The organism is Haloglomus litoreum (assembly GCF_029338515.1).
GTDB lineage: Archaea > Halobacteriota > Halobacteria > Halobacteriales > Haloarculaceae > Haloglomus > Haloglomus litoreum.
This window is the reverse complement of the sequence record NZ_CP119988.1, coordinates 1414873-1432030: the sequence shown is the minus strand read 5'-3', so window position 1 is coordinate 1432030 and position 17158 is coordinate 1414873. Positions and strand designations below refer to the sequence as shown.

General features: G+C 68.8%; 14 protein-coding genes and 1 pseudogene. 6 read left to right on the top strand and 9 right to left on the bottom strand.

All coding sequences use genetic code 11. The annotated features are described in order from the left end of the window. Positions 1-33: 33 nt before the first annotated feature. Positions 34-1110 (top strand): two-component system sensor histidine kinase NtrB, encoded by a 1077-nt coding sequence (locus P2T62_RS07025; protein WP_276260687.1) that lies wholly within the window; start codon positions 34-36, stop codon positions 1108-1110. 184 nt (positions 1111-1294) lie between these two features. On the opposite strand, the gene P2T62_RS07020 is transcribed toward P2T62_RS07025, so the two are convergent. The 3 genes from P2T62_RS07020 to P2T62_RS07010 form a co-directional block, all read right to left on the bottom strand. Further along, positions 1295-2446 (bottom strand): thiolase family protein, encoded by a 1152-nt coding sequence (locus P2T62_RS07020; protein WP_276260686.1) that lies wholly within the window; start codon positions 2444-2446, stop codon positions 1295-1297. A gap of 329 nt (positions 2447-2775) precedes the next feature. Further along, positions 2776-3645 carry a universal stress protein gene (locus P2T62_RS07015; protein WP_276260685.1) on the bottom strand — a complete coding sequence of 290 codons (870 nt, stop codon included), beginning with the start codon at positions 3643-3645 and terminating at the stop codon, positions 2776-2778. A gap of 117 nt (positions 3646-3762) precedes the next feature. Next, positions 3763-5151 carry a hemolysin family protein gene (locus P2T62_RS07010; RefSeq protein WP_420028415.1) on the bottom strand — a complete coding sequence of 463 codons (1389 nt, stop codon included), beginning with the start codon at positions 5149-5151 and terminating at the stop codon, positions 3763-3765. A gap of 249 nt (positions 5152-5400) precedes the next feature. Here P2T62_RS07010 and P2T62_RS07005 point away from each other — a divergent pair, with 249 nt between their 5' ends. Next, positions 5401-5571, top strand: a complete 171-nt coding sequence (locus P2T62_RS07005) for a DUF7838 family putative zinc beta-ribbon protein (RefSeq protein ID WP_276260684.1) — start codon at positions 5401-5403, stop codon at positions 5569-5571. Positions 5572-5678: 107 nt separating this feature from the next. Beyond that, positions 5679-6734 (top strand): annotated as a pseudogene (locus tag P2T62_RS23375) (alcohol dehydrogenase). Between the two features lie 186 nt (positions 6735-6920). Here the strand turns inward: P2T62_RS23375 and gcvPB are convergent. From gcvPB to gcvH, 3 genes are all read right to left on the bottom strand, one after another. Further along, positions 6921-8369, bottom strand: a complete 1449-nt coding sequence (gene gcvPB / locus P2T62_RS06990; protein WP_276260681.1) for an aminomethyl-transferring glycine dehydrogenase subunit GcvPB — start codon at positions 8367-8369, stop codon at positions 6921-6923. Continuing rightward, positions 8366-9697 carry an aminomethyl-transferring glycine dehydrogenase subunit GcvPA gene (gene gcvPA / locus P2T62_RS06985; protein ID WP_276260680.1) on the bottom strand — a complete coding sequence of 444 codons (1332 nt, stop codon included), beginning with the start codon at positions 9695-9697 and terminating at the stop codon, positions 8366-8368. Before gcvPA ends, gcvPB begins: the two co-directional genes overlap by 4 nt. Before the next feature lie 129 nt (positions 9698-9826). Continuing rightward, positions 9827-10210 carry a glycine cleavage system protein GcvH gene (gene gcvH / locus P2T62_RS06980; RefSeq protein WP_276260679.1) on the bottom strand — a complete coding sequence of 128 codons (384 nt, stop codon included), beginning with the start codon at positions 10208-10210 and terminating at the stop codon, positions 9827-9829. 164 nt (positions 10211-10374) lie between these two features. On the opposite strand from gcvH, the gene P2T62_RS06975 reads away from it, so the two are divergent. Further along, positions 10375-11634, top strand: a complete 1260-nt coding sequence (locus P2T62_RS06975; RefSeq protein WP_276260678.1) for an RNA-guided endonuclease InsQ/TnpB family protein — start codon at positions 10375-10377, stop codon at positions 11632-11634. Positions 11635-11692: 58 nt separating this feature from the next. Here P2T62_RS06975 and P2T62_RS06970 read toward each other — a convergent pair whose 3' ends face one another. Next, positions 11693-11887 carry a hypothetical protein gene (locus P2T62_RS06970; protein WP_276260677.1) on the bottom strand — a complete coding sequence of 65 codons (195 nt, stop codon included), beginning with the start codon at positions 11885-11887 and terminating at the stop codon, positions 11693-11695. Between the two features lie 862 nt (positions 11888-12749). Next, positions 12750-13901 (bottom strand): glycine cleavage system aminomethyltransferase GcvT, encoded by a 1152-nt coding sequence (gene gcvT / locus P2T62_RS06965; RefSeq protein WP_276260676.1) that lies wholly within the window; start codon positions 13899-13901, stop codon positions 12750-12752. A gap of 178 nt (positions 13902-14079) precedes the next feature. Between gcvT and P2T62_RS06960 the strand changes: the two genes are divergently transcribed. Together P2T62_RS06960 and P2T62_RS06955 are read left to right on the top strand one after the other, a co-directional pair. Beyond that, a complete protein-coding gene (locus tag P2T62_RS06960; protein ID WP_276260675.1) occupies positions 14080-14331 on the top strand; it encodes a hypothetical protein in 252 nt (83 codons plus the stop codon). 57 nt (positions 14332-14388) lie between these two features. Beyond that, positions 14389-15207 (top strand): SDR family NAD(P)-dependent oxidoreductase, encoded by an 819-nt coding sequence (locus P2T62_RS06955; protein ID WP_276260674.1) that lies wholly within the window; start codon positions 14389-14391, stop codon positions 15205-15207. 9 nt (positions 15208-15216) lie between these two features. Here P2T62_RS06955 and P2T62_RS06950 read toward each other — a convergent pair whose 3' ends face one another. After that, positions 15217-17082, bottom strand: coding sequence for a Na+/H+ antiporter (locus tag P2T62_RS06950; RefSeq protein ID WP_276260673.1), 1866 nt, complete (start codon positions 17080-17082; stop codon positions 15217-15219). Between the last annotated feature and the right edge of the window lie 76 nt (positions 17083-17158).

Sequence of the window (17158 nt, the reverse complement as noted above, 5' to 3'; positions counted from 1 at the left end):
TTTTATCTCCCGCGGGCGTACTCTCCGGATGTCATGGGTACCGAGAGCGGGGGGGCCGACGAGGGGGGACAGGACGGCCGCGGCGGGCGCTTCGAGGACGCCATCGAGCAGACCGCTCACGCCGTCTACATCACGGACACGGAGGGCGTCATCGAGTACGTCAACCCGGCGTTCGAGGAGCTGACGGGCTACAGCGAGTCGGAGGCGCTGGGTCGGCGGACGAGCCTGCTCCAGTCGGGCGAGCACGATCAGACGTTCTACGAGGAGCTGTGGGACACCATCCTCGACGGCGAGCAGTGGGAGGCCGAGATCGTCGACGAGACGCGCGACGGCGACCAAGTCATCCTCGACCAGACGATCTCCCCCCTGACGACCGAGGACGGCGAGGTCGAGCGGTTCGTCGCGGTGGCCCAGGACGTCACCGACCGCAAGAGCCGGCAGCGCCGGCTCGAGGAACAGCGCGACGACCTCGAACTGCTGAACCAGGTGCTGCGCCACGACATGCGCAACGACCTCCAGCTGGTGATGGCGTACGCCGACCTGCTCGCGGACCACGTCGACGAGGAGGGGCGAGAGTACCTGGCGGCCATCGACGAGAGCGTCGAGAACGCGGTCGAACTCACCACCACGGCCCGGAACCTCTCGGAGGTGATCCTCCAGTCGAACGTCGAGAACACGTCCGTCCCGCTCGGGATGGTGGTCGAACAGCAGATCGAGGAGATCCGGGGCACCCACCAGGACGCCAGCGTGCGCGTGGACGGCTCGCTCCCGTCGGTGAGGGTCGTCGCCAACTCGATGCTCGGCTCGGTGTTCCGGAACGTGCTGAAGAACGCCATCCAGCACAACGACGAGGCTGTCGCCGAGGTGGTCGTCTCTGCGACAGCGGACGCAGACCGCGTCACGGTCCGCGTCGCCGACAACGGCCCCGGCGTCCCGGACGAGCACAAGGAGGTCGTGTTCGGCAAGGGCGAGAAGGGGCTCGAAAGCGCCGGGACCGGCATCGGCCTGTACCTCGTCCAGTCGCTCGTCGACAGCTACGGCGGCGACGTCTGGATCGAGGACAACGACCCCGATGGCGCCGTCTTCGTCATCGAGCTGCAGCGGGCCTGAACGGGCGCCGTCGAGCGCACCGGCCTCGGGGTCGTCGTCGGAGCCGAGCGCCCCCTCGGAGCCGGGCATCATCCCCGGGAGCCGGGCGTCGCTACTCGGCGGGTGAAAGAACGGGGAGGTGGGTGGTGGCCGATGCAGTCGCGCCCTCGCGGGGTCGGATCCGCTCGATGATCCTCGTCGCGGCTTACACCCGCTCGATGATCGTCGCGACGCCCTGCCCGAAGCCGATGCACATCGTGCAGAGACCGTACTGCTCGTCGTACTCCTCCAGCTGGTAGGCCAGCTTCGGCAGGAGCGCCGCGCCGGTGGCGCCCAGCGGGTGCCCGTGCGCGATGGCGCCGCCCCAGGTGTTGGTGCGGTCCCAGTCGGCGCCGGTCTCCTCCAGCCACGCCGTGATGACGGAGGCGAACGCCTCGTTGACCTCGAAGCGGTCGATGTCGCCGATGGACATGTCGTTCTGCTCGAGGATCTCCTGCGTGGCCGGGATCGGCCCCGTGAGCATCGTGACCGGGTCCACGCCGACGACGTGCGTGTCGACGATGCGGGCCATCGGGTCCCAGCCGTGCTCGTCCATGCCGTCCTCGCTGGCGATGAGCGCCGCCGCGGAGCCGTCGACGATGCCCGAGGAGTTGCCGGCATGGATGACGCCGTCGCCCTCGCCGCGGAACGCGAGCGGGAGGTTCGCGAGCGTCTCCGTGTCCGTCCCCGGCCGGGGGTGCTCGTCCTCCTCGACGACGACGGACTCGTCGTCGAGTTCGGTCTCGACGGGGACGACGTGGGTGTCGTAGTGACCGGCCTCGGCGGCCTCGCCCCACCGTGACTGGGAGTCGGCGGCGATCTGGTCGACGTCGTCACGCGAGAAGCCCCACTGCTCGGCGATGCGCTCGGCGCCCTCGCCCTGCGTCGTCAGCTCGTCGAAGTACTCGAAGTACGTGTCGGTGATGGAGCTCCCGGCCGACCCCATCGGGACACGGGTCATGTGCTCGACGCCGCCGCCGATGATGACGTCGTGCGCGCCGGCCGCCGTCTGCGCGGCGGCGAAGTTGATGGCCTGCTGGCCGGAGCCACACATCCGGTCGAGCTGGACGCCGGGCACGTCGTCGCCCCAGCCGGCCACCATCGGCGCGAGCCGGCCGATGTTGTTGGCCTGCTCGTCGGAGGGGGTGACACAGCCGTAGATGACGTCCTCGATGTCCTCGCTTCCGGTGAAGCCGTTGCGCTCCTCCAGCGCCTGCAGCGGCTCTGCGGCCAGATCCTGCGGATGCATATCCTGGAACGAACCGCCCTGCTTGCCGAACGGAGTTCGGACTGCGTCTACGATGTATGCATCTTCCATTGTGCGTTTAACGATGGTAAGCTCCAACTTGTGTGTTGTGGTATGACGGACCGTGCGCGCACGACCACGGCCAGCCCGTCGGTCCCATCGAGGGCCCCGCACCCCTGAGTCGGCGGCCAACCACGGCACCCACTACCGGCCCACCACCACGGCACCCACTACCGGCCCACCACCACGGCACCCACTACCGGCCCACCACCACGGCACCCACTACCGGCCCACCACCACGGCACCCACTACCGGCCCACCACCACGGACGACCCCGGCAGGCACCCGCTCCGATGCCCGACACCTCCGCGCCGGCTGGCGTCGGAATTCGGGTGGCGGCCCTACTCGGGGCTGGCGACCGTGAGGACGGGAACCGGGGCCGAACGGACGGTCTTCTCGGCGACGCTCCCGAGCAGGATGCGGTCGGTCCCGCGTCGGCCGGTCGTCCCCATACCGACTGCGTGGACGTCGTTGGCCTCGATGCAGTCGAGGATGCCCTCGACCGGCGTCCCGTGCTCGACGTGGGTGACGGTCTCCGGGACGCCCCGCTCCCGGGCGGCGGAGACGACCGCCTCGACGGCTTCTGTCGCGGCCGTCTCGTCCTCGGCGCCGGCCCGCGCCGACCTGACATCCAGCCCGAGGGCGGCGTCGTCCACGACCGAGCAGACGTGGACGGTCGCGTCGAGCGCGGCCGCGAGCGAGAGCGTGTGCTCGGCAGCGTACATCGCCGCATCGCTCCCGTCCGTCGGGACCAGGATGCGCTCGTACGGGAAGGTGAGCGTCTCGTCTTCCTGCATCCGGACGCTGAGGACGGGCACCGAGCAGAGCCGGACGACCTTCTCGGCCACGCTCCCGATGAGGTACCGCGAGAGCCCCTCGCGGCCGTGTGTCGGCATCACGACGAGGTCCTGCTCGTAGCGCTCGGCGTACTCGGCGATGGTCGGAGCGGGGTTCCCCTGGACGACGTCGGTCTCGCACTCCACACCGAGCGTGTCGAGGGTCTTCGCCGCCTCCTCGACGACGCTCTCGCCCTCCCGCACGAGCGCATCCACGGTCCGGCCCTCGACGACGGTGACACTGTCGCGCGCCGTGTCGGCGACGTAGAGCACCTGGATGGTCGCGTCGGCCCAGTGGGCGATCTCGCCGGCGTGGTGGAGCGCCTCGGCCGCCCCCTCGCTGCCATCGAACGGGAGCAGGATGGTGTCGTACATACCTACGGTCTCGTGGCTGCCGTTCAAATCGTTTGTCACGCCACGAGCCCAGTCGCGCGACGGCCGCCGGTCGGTCGATGCCGCCGGTCGGCGGGCAGCCCCCGCCCCGTCACCCAGTCAGTCGATGTCACCCCCGGCGGCCGGCGAGTCCGCCCCGGCCGGCCCGGCGGCGTCGCGGTCGACGGTCACCCGGACCTTCCGGATGCGGGTGTCCTCGACCCGTTCGACTCGGAGCGTCACGTGCTCGTCGTCGAACTCCTCGCCCTGCTCGACGAGCCGGCCGGCGCGGTTGAAGATGAAGCCCGCGATGGTCTCGAACTCCTCGCCCTCCGGGAGATCGATATCGAGCGCCTCGTTGACCACGTCGATGTTGACATCGCCCCGGACCAGCGCCTCCGTGTCGTCGACGAACTCGATTGGGTGTTCCTCGTCGCCGACCAGTATCTCGCCGACGATCTCCTCGGTGAGGTCCTCCATCGTGATGAGGCCCTCCGTCGCACCGAACTCGTCGAGGACGATGACCATGTGCATCCGGTTGCGCCGCATCTCCGAGAGGAGTTCGTCGACGTTCTTCGACTCCGGGACGTGCAGCGTCGGGCTGACCGCGTCGCCGACCTCGAGGTCGGCGAAGGTGTCGTAGTCCGCCGCCTCCAGGTCCCGGATGTCGAAGACGCCGATCACGTTGTCCAGCGACCCCTCGTAGGCCGGCAGGCGTGCGTGCCCGGACTGGATGCACCGCTCGATGGCCTCCTGGACGGTCGCCTCGCTGGAAACCGCTGCCATGTCGAGGCGGGGCGTCATCACCTCCTTGGCCGTCGCGTCGGTGAACCGCAGCGTGCGCTGGAGCATCTGCCGCTCCTCCTCGTCGAGGACGCCCTCGCGCTCGCCGGTCCTGATCATGTTCCGGAGCTCGTCGCGCGTGACGTACGAGGACTCGATGGACGCGTTGCCGCCGGTGATCCGGTTCACGACGCTCGTCAGGTAGTAGAACAGGGTGATGAGCGGCCACAGCACCTTCTCGACGACCTTCAGGCCCCGGGCGACACGCCGTGCGTGGACCTCGGTGTTCTCGACGGCGTAGGACTTCGGGGCGCTCTCGCCGAATATCAGGACCATCGACGTGATGCCGAGCGAGGAGACGATGACCGCCGTGCCCGCGTCGAAGTAGAAGCCGACGATGGTCGTCGAGATGGAGGACATCGTGATGTTGACCATGTTGTTCCCGACGAGGATGGTCACGAGCAGCCGATGGGGGTCCTCCTTGAGCGTCTTCACCGCCTGCGCACCGGGGAGCCCCCGCTCGACCATCGCATCGATCTGGTGGTTCGGCAGGGAGAACAGGGCGATCTCCGACGACGAGAAGAACCCCGACCCCACGAGGAGCAACACGATCAGACAGATGCCGATGGCGGTGACCTGTGTCTGCCCCAGTTCGACACCGATGCCGGGTACGGTCGACAGGACGAGTCCGGCGACAGATGCCGCTGCGGGCATGGATGACATCATCGCTAGCGTGTATTTCGCGGCAGTGGACGTAACGCTTGGCGTGTCCGAAGTCCGGACCGCCGGACGCCGCGGCGTCGCCGCCGCCAGGCATCGTTTGCCACCGGGCGCTCTTCGCCGCCGGCCGCTCGCCGGGAACCGTTCGGTATCGTCGTATGTGGTTTACGCCCTCGGCGCAACCCGGTCGGTCCCGGCGACCACCGGTTCGGACGGACCAGTAGCTTCAACAGCGACGCGGTCCGAGACGGGTGCATGAGCCTCGAAACGGAGCGATACTGCCCGGACTGCGGCGAGGAGCGGACGTTCTGGCGCGCGGCGAGCACGGAGCTCCACCTCGGTGAGAAGGTCAAGTGGCACTGCGGGGAGTGTGACTACGGGTTCGTCCGCATCGGCGACGCCGTCGATACCGGCGTCGACGCCTGACCGGACTCGACGGCCCCACCCTCATTCTCGTTCCGGTAGCCCCCGTCGGTCGCCGGGAGACACACCCACCCTCGTCGCGCCCGCTATCCCGGACGATGACCGAACAGATGCGCGCGGTGCAGGTCCCGGAGGCGGGCGGCGAGTTCGAACTGGTCGAGCGCGACGTGCCCGACCCCGGCCCGGAGGCGGTCCGGGTCGCGGTCGAGGCCTGTGGCATCTGCCACAGCGACGCGTTCGTGAAGGAGGGCACCTATCCGGGCATCTCCTACCCCCGGGTTCCGGGCCACGAGATCGCCGGACGCGTCGACGCCGTGGGCGAGCGCGTTTCACAGTGGACCGAAGGCGACCGCGTCGGCGCGGGCTGGCACGGCGGCCACTGCTTCGAGTGCGAGCCCTGCCGCCGTGGGGACTTCCAGGGGTGTGAGAACAGCGACATCACGGGGCTCACCTACGACGGCGGTGAGCGCGAGACGAGCGAGCGCGAACGTCGCCGGACGTAGTCCGGCGGAAGCTACGCAGAATACGCGACCGTACCCGCGGAGGCGCTGGCTGCCGTCCCCGATGACCTCGATGCTGTCGACGCCGCACCCCTGCTGTGTGCCGGTATCACGACGTTCAACGCGCTCCGGAACACGGGCCCGGGCCCGGGCGACCTCGTGGCTGTCCAGGGCATCGGCGGCCTGGGCCACCTCGGGGTCCAGTACGCTCATCGGATGGGGTTCGAGACGGTCGCCCTCTCGCGGTCGGCCGACAAGCGCGACCTCGCGCTGGAGCTGGGCGCGGACCACTTCGTCGACGCGAGCAGCGAGGACCCGGCCGAGCGGCTGCAGGAACTCGGCGGCGCACGCGTCGTCCTCGGAACCGCGCCGTCGGCGCCGGCCATCGAGTCGGCCGTCGGCGGCCTCGGCCGGAACGGCGAACTCGTCGCCGTCGGCGTCCCCGGTGAGGAGGTGTCCGTCGACGTGCAGGGGCTGGTCGGCAACCGCGCCTCGGTCGGGGGCTGGGGCTCGGGTCACGCGCGCGACTCACAGGACACGATGGAGTTCTCCGCCCTGCGGGACGTGACACCCGAGATCGAGACCAACGACCTCGCCGACGCCGGCGAGGCATACGACCGGATGATGGCGAATGAGACCCGGTTCCGGGTCGTGCTGGAGCCGTAATCCAGGGATTTCCGCGATACCCTACAGATTCCAGACACATCTGGCGGTTCGCACCGAGAACTCGTAAACCGATAACTACGATACGAAATCTGCCCCGCGGCGAGAGCCTCCACCCACAGCTGGACCACCGTTTCGGGCGCTGTCGCTACGGAGACCGGCGGAATCAGAGAACAGGGGGCTATCGGCTCACTCCTCGCGGTCCAGCGCCTGCCAGGAGAGCCGCGGTTCGCGGGCCGCAGTCACCTGGTCGATGCGTCGGGCCGCGGTCCGCTCCGGCGCGGCCTCCAGGGTCTCGTCGTCCTCGGCGTGGACGGCGTTGAACGCGTCGGCGAGCTGGTCGAGCGTCCGGCGGCTCTCGACCTCCGTGGGCTCGGTCATCAGCGCCTCGCTGACGATCTCCGGCCACTTCGTCGTCGGCGGGTGGACCCCGTAGTCCAGCATCCGCTTGGCCGCGTCGGCGGCGTCCTGCTCGCCGGCGCTCGCGACGAACTCGTGGTGGAACGGGCCGAACGGCGTCTCGTACTCGACCTGCTCGGCGAGGTAGTTCGCGTTGAGGACGGCCTTCGCGCTGGCGTCCGCGAGCCCGGGGTCGCCCAGGCGCGCGATGTACGCGTAGGCCTTCTCGAGGACGAGCCAGTTGCCCTGGTAGCCGTGGACCTTCCCGACGGACCGCTCGGGGGTGTAGGTCTCGTAGCGCGTCCCGCCGTCGGCATCATCGTCCTCGACCGCGCGCACGTGCGGGTCCGGCAGGAACTCGCGGAGTTCCTCGACGACGCCGACCGGGCCCGCGCCGGGGCCGCCGCCGCCGTGGGGCGTGGCGAACGTCTTGTGGACGTTGTAGTGCATCACGTCGAAGCCCATGTCGCCGGGGCGGACCCGGCCGAGCAGCGCGTTCAGGTTCGCCCCGTCGTAGTAGAGCAGGCCCCCCACGTCGTGGACCAGTTCGGCGATCCGCTCGATGTCGCGCTCGAACAGGCCCAGCGTGTTCGGGTTCGTCAGCATCAGCGCCGCCGTCTCCTCCGACAGCGCCGCCTCCAGTGCCTCCAGATTCACGCGGCCGTCGTCACCGGAGGGGAGGTTCACCACGTCGTAGCCCGCCATCGCCGCGCTGGCGAAGTTGGTCCCGTGGGCGGAGTCGGGGATGACGACCTCGCTGCGGTCGTCGTCGCGCGATTCGTGGTACGCCTTCGCGACGAGGATGCCCGCGAACTCGCCCGCGGCGCCGGCCGGGGGCTGGAGCGTCACGGCGTCCATCCCGCCGATGCGGCCGAGGTAGTCCTGCAGGCGGTACTGCAGTTCGAGGACGCCCTGCACCGACCCGTCTGGCCGGTCCGGGTGGACGTGGCCCGCGGGGTCGGCCGCGATGTCCTCGGTGAACTTCGGGTTGTACTTCATCGTACAGGACCCGAGCGGGAAGGGCCCGCTCTCGACGCCGTAGTTCATCTCCGAGAGCCGGGTGTAGTGGCGGGCCAGTTCCGGCTCGGAGGCGTCGGGGAGTTCCAGCGACTCGCGCGTGAGGTCGTCGGGCAGCGGGTCGTCGTCGCTCGGCTCGACCTCGCGCGAGCGCTTCTCCGAGAGCAGCGGTTCGTAGCGCTCGCCGTCGTCGTCCGTCCAGCGTGCCTGGTCGAAGATCATCGGGCCACCTCCTCGAACGCAGCGACGAGGTCGTCGGTCGCGTCGGCGTTCGCGTCGGTCACGCAGACCTGCAGCAGGTGGTCGTCCAGCGTGTGGACCGCGAAGCCCTCCGCGGCGAGGTCCGCCGCGACGGCACCGGCGGGCTGGTCGGTCCGGACGGTGAACTCGCGCAGGTGGTGGCGGTCGTGGACCGGCGCCCGCAGGCCGACCACGTCGTCCAGCTCGGCCGCGAGGTCGCGGGCGTACCGCACACAGTCGTTGGCCAGCTCGCGCAGGCCGCCGGGCCCCAGCGAGGCGACGTGCATCGCCGCGCGGAGCGCCACCCACGCCTGATTCGTACAGATGTTGGAGGTGGCACGCTCCCGGCGGATGTGCTGTTCGCGCGTCTGGAGCGTGAGCGTGTACGCCCGCCGGCCGGCATCGTCCTCGCTCGCCCCGACCAGCCGGCCGGGGACCTGCCGGAGGAACTCCTCCCGGCAGGCGAACAGGCCCAGCCCCATCCCGTACGCCGTCGGCAGCCCGAGCGAGCAGTCGCCGACGACCACGTCGGCGCCCACCTCGGCGGGCGCTTCCAGCACGGAGAGCGCGACGGGGTCCGAGCCCAGCGTGAACAGCGCCTCGTGCTCGTCGGCCAGCGTCCCGAGGTCGGCCAGCGACTCCTCGATGCAGCCCCGGACGGTCGGGTTCTCGGCGTACAGCAGCACCGTCTCGTCGTCGACCTGCTCTGCGAGCGCGTCCAGGTCGGCGTTACCGTCGGCCATCGGATACGACTCGACCGTGAGGTCGCTCCCGGTGATGTAGTTCTCCAGCACCGCGCGCCGGCCCTCCTGGAGATGCTCGGGCACCAGCACGCGCGTCCCCGTGGTCTGGCGCACGCGACTCGCGAGCGTGGCGGCCTCGCCCAGCGCCGTCGCCGCGTCGTACATCGAACAGTTCGCCACCGGGAGCCCGGTCAGCTCGACCAGCATCGACTGGTACTCGAACAAGGCCTGCAGGAACCCCTGTGCCACCTCCGGCTGGTACTGCGTGTAACTGGTCAGGAACTCCGAGCGGTCCGAGAGATGCGCGACCATCGACGGGACGTAGTGGGCGTAGTGCCCGCGACCGAGGAACTCGGTCAGGTCCTCGTTGCGCGCGAGGGTCGCGCCCACCTCCTCGCGGACGGCGCGCTCACTTCGGGGCTCGATGCCGAACTCGCCGTCGAACCGGACGGCGTCGGGCACGTCGAACAGCGCCTCCTCGTCGGCGACGCCGACGGCGTCGAGCATCGCCTCGGTCTCCTCGGCGGTGTGCGGTGCGAACGGGCTGCCGCGCTCGTCGCTACGCATCGGGTCCCCCCGCGAATCGAGAGTCGGTCGGCGGCGTGAACATCGGGTTGTCCGGGATTACGGTCCGGCGATAACAACCCCTTCGGTTCGGCTGGTGACGTGACCGTGCGTTCAGGCCGGCGGCGGCCGCTACTCGATCTGGTCGCGGTACTCGTCTGGCGACAGCAGCGCGTCCAGTTCGCCCTCGTCGACGTCCTCCAGTTCGAGCATCCAGCCGTCACCGAACGGGTCCTCGTTGACGAGTTCCGGCTCGTCGACGAGCCGCTCGTTGGCGGCCGCGACGGTCCCGGAGACGGGCGCGTACAGGTCCGAGACCGCCTTGATGGACTCGATGACGCCGAAGTCGGCCTCCTGGGTGACAGTGTCGCCCTCGGCGGGGAGTTCGACGAAGACGACGTCGCCGAGTTCGTCCTGTGCGAAGTCGGAGATGCCGACGCGGGCAGTTCCATCCTCCAGCCGGACCCACTCGTGGGTCTCCAGATACCGGCAGTCCTCGGGCACCTCGAAGCTCATACGCGGGGGTTGTGTGGGCAGGGGATAGATATTTCGAGACGGAAACCCACGGCTTCAGCTGCTGGGGAAGTCAACACTCCACTTACGCTACCCGCGAACAACAGCAGTCCGACTCTCCAACCCGACCCGAAACAAATAAATAACAGATTTCCAGGATTTGAGACGTGGTACTGAATCGGGACTGTCAGGTCAAACTCGACGTACTCGACGAAGACGGCGAGAGCCGACTCGGCGAGACGTTCGACCAATTCCGACAGGCAGCACAACATGTCGCTGACTACGGGTGGAGCGACACACCAGCCAACATCGAGACGAGCAAATCCACGCTCAACGACGCCACGTACCACGACGTGCGTGAGGCAACCGACCTCACCGCTAACCACGTCCAAGCCGCCCGGTCGCTCGCGGCAGAAGCTCTCTCCTCGTGCAAAGAGCTCTACTTCGAGGAAGACCAAGACATCAGCAAACCCACGTTCCGCGGGAGCGTGGTCGTCTACGACCGGCGCACCATCACGTTCAACGACGACCACTGCACGCTGTCCACCACGGACGGCCGGGTGACCGCCGAGTACGTCTTCCCCGACGATCAGGAGGGAACGCCCTTCGAGACGTACTGGGAGGCCGACGCGTGGGAAAAATCGAGCGCGACACTCCACGAGCGCGACGGGACGTATTACTTGCACGTGAACTTCCAGAAGGAACCGGAGACGAATCCGTCGGCAGTCGAGAACGGAACGGTTCTCGGCGTCGACCTGAACGTCAACGGGTACTTGGCGGTCACGAGTACGGGCGCGTTCTACGGCAACGCTGATTTCTTGAACCACAAGCGCGACGAGTACGAGCGCGTTCGCGGTGGCCTGCAAGAAACGGGGACGCGCTCGGCGCATCTCACGATTCAACGTATTGGCAGCTCGTTCGCCAACTGGAGCGAGGATTACTTGCATCGAATCGCGCTCGCCATCGTGCTGGAAGCTCGTCGGTTCGACTGTGACGCTCTCGCGTTCGAGAACTTGAAGCAGATTCGAAGTCGTATCTCGAACGGGAAGAAGTTCCAGCAGTGGGCGTTCAACAAACTTCAGGAATTCGTCGTGTACAAGGCCGAAGAGTACGGTATGCTTGTAGATGACGTGACACCGCAGTACACGAGCCAGCGGTGCAGTCACTCGGAGTGCGGGTTCACGCACGAGGACAATCGTGACGGGAACGAGTTCGAGTGCATGAACTGTGGGAAGAAATTGCACGCAGATTACAACGCGGCGCGGAACGTGGCGTGGAAGTTAGTCCAGCGGTGGCTCAAGTCTGGCGCTGGACGGGCCAACTGTCAGGTGGCCCTGAAGTCAGGGACGCTGAACGGGAACGGCGACTTTTCGCCTACCACGAGTAGTGGACAGACCGGAAGTCCACTGACAAGCCCACGAGTGTAGTCGTGGGTAACACCTGACGTAGGCTGTGGTTCGGGGGACGGTGCCTGGCAGCCACCGGTCAGGACCCGGCGTACCGGTGGAGGAGTCCCGCAGAGACTGCGACCACCACCACGACGAACGCGAAGACGGCGCCGGCCGAGTCGGTACTCGCCATCACGGCCGCCACGGCGACGCCGAGGACGAGGAACCCGAGGAATCCGAGGAACCAGGCGGACCCGCTGGAGGGCTCCATCGGCCGATGGGGGCGGTTCATACAGCATATCGAGCGTTCTCGTCGGATAAAATCGTCGGCAAATAACTCCGCGGGCGCGTCGCGCTCCGTGTGTCCGAAATCGACGCAATCGCTACCGAATCCCTCACCCGTCCTCTGGTTCAGGCGCGTGCGACCACAGCGAGACTGCTCCCGAAGCCCTCACCCGCTCGACTTCCGTCAGAGACGAGCTCTGACGGCTTCTCGCTCGCTGCGCTCGGCTCACCTTCGGAAGTCCGCCAGGATGGTTCGTCAGTCGGGTCCGTAGGCCTCGTTCCTCCCCAGCCGTCTCCGATGCTCGCTAGCGCTGCGCTTCTCGACCCTCGCGCGCTTAGAGATGGTCGGCACCCGCCCGTGGTGCTCGCGGCATGAAGCCGCTCGTGAGGGGCAGGTGCCGACCACCAGCGCGCGCCAGTTGGACTGACGGAGGGAGCACACACCAGGCGAGCAGCTGCGTCGCCCGGCTGGTTCCGAGACCAGGAAGCGCGCTCGCGCCCCCGCTGTGGAGACCCCGAGCGAAGCGAGGGGGTCGGAACACTTCGGCGCGAGCGCGGGGAGGTGTGGGGACGCTAGTGCTCCGCTGGAACCACCACGCGCGAACGCTCGGCCGGGGCGGGAATCTCCTGGCGGAATCGAAGGGCGAGCGCTCTCGACCCACCCCCGGCGAGGTAAGCACCGCAGCGAAGGGAGCGAAGCGACCGAAGCGAGGAGCGCAGCGAGCCGCGGGTGGTCGAGAGCGCGAGGGCTTCGTAGCTGTTTCTGTGTTTCGTAATTATAAGCCATCTAACACAGACATTTTCGATTAATATAGAGATAATATTCTTAAAGCGCGCCCTAACAATCAAAATCCCCAATTGCTAGAAATCTATCCGTTCAGGAAGGGTAGCGTCTGCACGCGAGCCTTCTTCTGCTGGCCGCGCACCACGACCCGGATCGTCGTCCCGGGGTCGGCGTAGTCGACCGGGACGTAGCCCATCCCGATGGGTTCGTCCAGCGTCGGGCTCATCGTGCCCGAGGTGACGGTCCCGATGACCTTCCCGTCCGTGTTGGTGATGTCGTAGCCGTTCCGGGGGACGCCGCGCTCGACCAGCCGGAAGCCGACGAACTGCTCGTCCACGCCCTCCGCGTCGACCCGTTCGAGGGCGTCCCGACCCACGAACTCGGTGTCCAGCTTGACGACGAAGCCGATGCCGGCCTCGTAGGGGTTCCGGGGCTCGTCCTCGGGGTGGAAGTCCTGGCCCGCGAGGAGGAAGCCGGCCTCGATGCGGAGCGTGTCGCGCGCGCCGAGCCCGCAGGGCTGGGCACCCGAGCCCTCATCCTCGCCGTCGTCGCCGTCGACTCCCGTGAGCGCGGCCCAGACGATCTCCGCCTTGCCCCACGGGACGAGCAGTTCGAAGCCGTCCTCGCCGGTGTAGCCGGTGCGGGCGATGAGACAGTCGACGCCGGCGACGGCGTCGCCGGTCATCTCGAACCGGCCGAGGTCCGGCGAACTGCCGTCGGCCACGTCCCGCAGGTGCGCCTCGGCGTCGGGCCCCTGCAGGGCGAACATGGCCCAGTCGTCGGTGACGTTCTCGACGGTCGCCTCCAGCCCCCACTCGTCGCGGTAGTCGCACCAGCGCCCGTGGGCCCACTCGTCGTGGCCGGCGTTCGGGACGAACAGGTACGCCGGCGCCTCATCCGCCGCACGGTGCGTCTCGTCCTTGGGGAGGCGATAGACGACGGTGTCGTCGTGCATGACACCGTCCGCGTCCGTGATGGCGGCGTAGACGGCCTGGCCGGGGTCCAACGCGGCCACGTCGTTGGTGACGAGGCGGTCCGTGAGCGCCGTCGCGTCGGGGCCGCTGACGACGATCTCGCCCATGTGCGAGACGTCGAACAGTCCCGCCGACTCGCGGACGGCGTCGTGTTCGGTCCTGATGGAGTCGAACTCGACGGGCATGTCCCACCCGCCGAACTCGGTGAACTTCGCGCCCCGGTCGGCGTGTAGCGCACGGAGGGGCGGCGTTCGAAGCGGCATATCGCCGCCGACACCGCCCGGAGGCAAATCGGTTCCGCTCGCGGGCGGCCGGACCGGCGACTCCGTCCTCGCGCGCGCCGTCGACGGGTCGTCCGGAGCCCGGTCCGTCCGCATCGTCACCCGAGCGGCTGTTCGTGTCTGGAGAAGGCCTTTTCCGTCGCGTGTCGTGGACCCGGCAATGGCCGAGACGCCGACCCCGGACGCGAACGGCGACAGCCCCCTGACCCGGAGCCGCCTGCTCTCCTGGCTCCTCGGACTGCTCGGTGCCGCGGTGGCCGGCTACGGTGCGTACACGCACCTCACCGTCGCCGCGCAGGTCAACTGCGACGGCTGCGAACCGTGGCACCCGCTGTTGGTGGTGGCTCCGCTGGTGGTCGGCAGCCTGCTCGTCGTCGCCGCCGGCGCGGCCTGGGCCCGCACCCGACCCTGACCCCGACCCGCGCATCCGCGGCCAAACGACCAAACCCCGGGCACCCGAGGGCGACGCATGGAACGAGACGACGTTCCGGCAGCGGACGGTGTACTGGCGGCCTTCTCGCTCGACGGCGACGCGGTGCTCGTCACCGGTGGGGCCAGCGGCATCGGGACGGCGTACGCCGAGGCGTGCGCCGAGGCCGGCGCCGACGTGATGCTCGCGGACATCGATGCCGAGGGCGCCGAGTCCGTCGCCAGCGACATCGCGGACGCGACGGGCGCGGACGTGCGTGCAATCGCGTGCGACGTGACCGACGAGGACGACGTGCGCGACACCGTCGACGCGACGGTCGACGCCTTCGGCGGGCTGGACGTGGCCTTCGCCAACGCCGGTATCGGGCGGCTGTTCAACCCTGTCCACAGCCAGTCGCTGGAGCACTGGCGCGAGGTGATGGACGTGAACCTGGACGGCGTCTTCCTCACGGTGCGCGAGGCGGCCGCGGCGATGAAGGACGACGGAGGCGGCCGCATCGTCACGACGGCCTCGGTGCTGGGCCTCGTGGGAACGGAGACGCCCGGCCTCTCGGCCTACGTCGCCTCGAAGGGCGGCGTCGTCCAGTTCACGAAGCAGGCCGCGGTCGAACTCGGGCCGGACATCCGCGTCAACGCCATCGCGCCGGGCTGGATCCACACGGGCATCGGCGGCGGGATGCTCCGCGAGGACGCTCCCGGGATGGAGCCGGTCCAGGACCAGATGCGCCGGGAGACCGCACTCGGCCGACTGGGCTACCCGGAGGACCTGAAGGGACTCGCGCTGTTCCTGGCCTCGCCGGCCTCGGCGTACTGTACGGGCGCGGTCTACCTCAACGACGGCGGCTACACGGCGACGTAGGGAGTCCGCTCACGCCTCGTCCCCAGGGTCGGTCTCGGCGTCCTCGCCGTCGGGGCCTCCCTTGAGGGCCGCCTCCTCGGCCGCCTCGGCCTCCAGTTCGGACTCGAGGCCGTACTCCGCCGCGCGCTGGCGCCAGAACTCCGTGTACCCCTCCTCGGAGCCGGCGACAGTGCTCTCCCCGTCGCGGACGCGGTCGAGTTTCAGGTCGGTCTCCTCCAGCAACCGCTCGCCGACGTCGTCGCTGACGACGCCCCTGCGCATGGCGTCCATGATGGCGGACTTCTCGTGCTGGAGCACCTGCCGCTCGCCCGCGAGCAGCTGTTCCCGTGCGAGGTCCGGCTGCTCGCTCAGGAGCGCCGAGATGGTACGGTTCAGGTCCGCCTTCTCGCGCTCGTACTCGGCGGTGAAGTCCTCGTACACCGCGTCGGGGATCTCGCCGGCGGCGTGGAGTCGCTCGGCGGCCTCCAGCGCCTCGTCCACCGCTCGGGCGCGCCCGAGGAGGAGTTCGTACAGCTCCGTCGCCTCCGAGCGGGTGACGACGCCGAGCCGGTCGAGCAGGTTCGACATCGTCAGGCCCTGGACGACCAGCGAGAACGCCGCGACGCCGAACACCATCGCGCGGAGTTCCTCGCGGAGCGGGAACGGCGCGCCCGACGCCAGCGTGCGCGGCAGGCCCAGGACCAGCGCGATGGGGATGGAGCCGTGGAGGCCACCCCAGACGAGGACGTGCTGGTACGCGGTCGAGACCGTCGGCTCGACGAACTGGTTGGTGAGCGCCGTGAGCGGGTAGACGATGGCCGCGCGGACGAGGAGGACGAGCGGGATGGCGAGCAGGATGAGCCGGCCGTGGGCGGCCAGCGTATCGACCGGCGTCGTCACGCCGATCATGATGAAGATGAACGTGTTGACGAGGAAGGCGGCTGTCTCCAGCGAGTTGAAGATGCTGACCTTCGTCTGCGGGCTCATCGCGTAGTCGGCGCCGCGGTTGCCGATGAACAGGCCGGCAACGACCGTGGCGATGACGCCCGAGACGTGGAGGTAGTGCTCGGCCAGGACGAACGACCCGTACGCGAGCACGAACGTGAGGACGATCTCGGTCATGTGCTCGTCGAGTTCGCGCATCACGCTGTAGACGGCGTAGCCCGTCAGGAGTCCCACCAGCAGCCCACCCAGCGAGACGACGGCGACGTCGAGCACGATGCGGGCGATCTCGGCCGGGTCGAACAGCCGACTCGTCGGCGCCCCCTCCTCGACGAGGACGAGGAACGTCGAGAACAGGACGACGCCGACGCCGTCGTTGACGAGGCTCTCCCCCTCGACGAGGACGCTCAGGCGCTCGGGCGCACCCAGTTCCTCGAACAGGGCCAGCACGCTCACCGGGTCGGTCGGGAGGGCCATCGAGGCGAACAGCAGCGCGAGCAGCAGCGTGAACCCGGGCGCGACCGCGCCGAAGACGTAGGTCCCGACGACCCCCAGCAGGACGACGGCGATGGCGAGGCCGAGGACCGCGAGCGTCAGGACCGGGACGATGTTGCGCCGGAGGCGTTCGAGGTCGGTCGTCGCGGCGCCCTCGAACAGCAGCGGCGGGAGCAGGACGAGGAAGATGAGCTCGTCCGAGAGCCGGATGTCGATGAGCCGGCCGAACTGGCCGGTCGTCGTGGCGAGGACCGACAGCACGAGGCCGGTCAGCAGGAGGGCGATAGTGTAGGGGAACCGGCCGACCTTGGCGACGAAGATACCGACCCCGGCGGCGATGATGAAGACGGGCAGGAGCTGGATGAGCGTCTCCTCGATGATGGCGCCACCGCTCTCCTGGACGAGAACGAGGAACTCGGAGGCGGTGACGACCGGCGCCGGCGGAAGCGCGGCTGCCATTGGGGGTCCTGTTCGGGGCGCCCCCATAAGGATGGTCGAACACGACGACCGCGCGGCGACACGGTGGGTTGGGGGC

What these genes read in the sequence shown, in the direction of transcription:
- P2T62_RS07025 (WP_276260687.1), top strand. Translation starts at nt 34, where the DNA reads ATGGGTACCGAGAGCGGGGGGGCCGACGAGGGGGGACAGGACGGCCGC.
- P2T62_RS07020 (WP_276260686.1), bottom strand. Translation starts at nt 2,446, where the DNA reads ATGGAAGATGCATACATCGTAGACGCAGTCCGAACTCCGTTCGGCAAG.
- P2T62_RS07015 (WP_276260685.1), bottom strand. Translation starts at nt 3,645, where the DNA reads ATGTACGACACCATCCTGCTCCCGTTCGATGGCAGCGAGGGGGCGGCC.
- P2T62_RS07010 (WP_420028415.1), bottom strand. Translation starts at nt 5,151, where the DNA reads ATGATGTCATCCATGCCCGCAGCGGCATCTGTCGCCGGACTCGTCCTG.
- P2T62_RS07005 (WP_276260684.1), top strand. Translation starts at nt 5,401, where the DNA reads ATGAGCCTCGAAACGGAGCGATACTGCCCGGACTGCGGCGAGGAGCGG.
- gcvPB (WP_276260681.1), bottom strand. Translation starts at nt 8,369, where the DNA reads ATGATCTTCGACCAGGCACGCTGGACGGACGACGACGGCGAGCGCTAC.
- gcvPA (WP_276260680.1), bottom strand. Translation starts at nt 9,697, where the DNA reads ATGCGTAGCGACGAGCGCGGCAGCCCGTTCGCACCGCACACCGCCGAG.
- gcvH (WP_276260679.1), bottom strand. Translation starts at nt 10,210, where the DNA reads ATGAGCTTCGAGGTGCCCGAGGACTGCCGGTATCTGGAGACCCACGAG.
- P2T62_RS06970 (WP_276260677.1), bottom strand. Translation starts at nt 11,887, where the DNA reads ATGAACCGCCCCCATCGGCCGATGGAGCCCTCCAGCGGGTCCGCCTGG.
- gcvT (WP_276260676.1), bottom strand. Translation starts at nt 13,901, where the DNA reads ATGCCGCTTCGAACGCCGCCCCTCCGTGCGCTACACGCCGACCGGGGC.
- P2T62_RS06960 (WP_276260675.1), top strand. Translation starts at nt 14,080, where the DNA reads ATGGCCGAGACGCCGACCCCGGACGCGAACGGCGACAGCCCCCTGACC.
- P2T62_RS06955 (WP_276260674.1), top strand. Translation starts at nt 14,389, where the DNA reads ATGGAACGAGACGACGTTCCGGCAGCGGACGGTGTACTGGCGGCCTTC.
- P2T62_RS06950 (WP_276260673.1), bottom strand. Translation starts at nt 17,082, where the DNA reads ATGGCAGCCGCGCTTCCGCCGGCGCCGGTCGTCACCGCCTCCGAGTTC.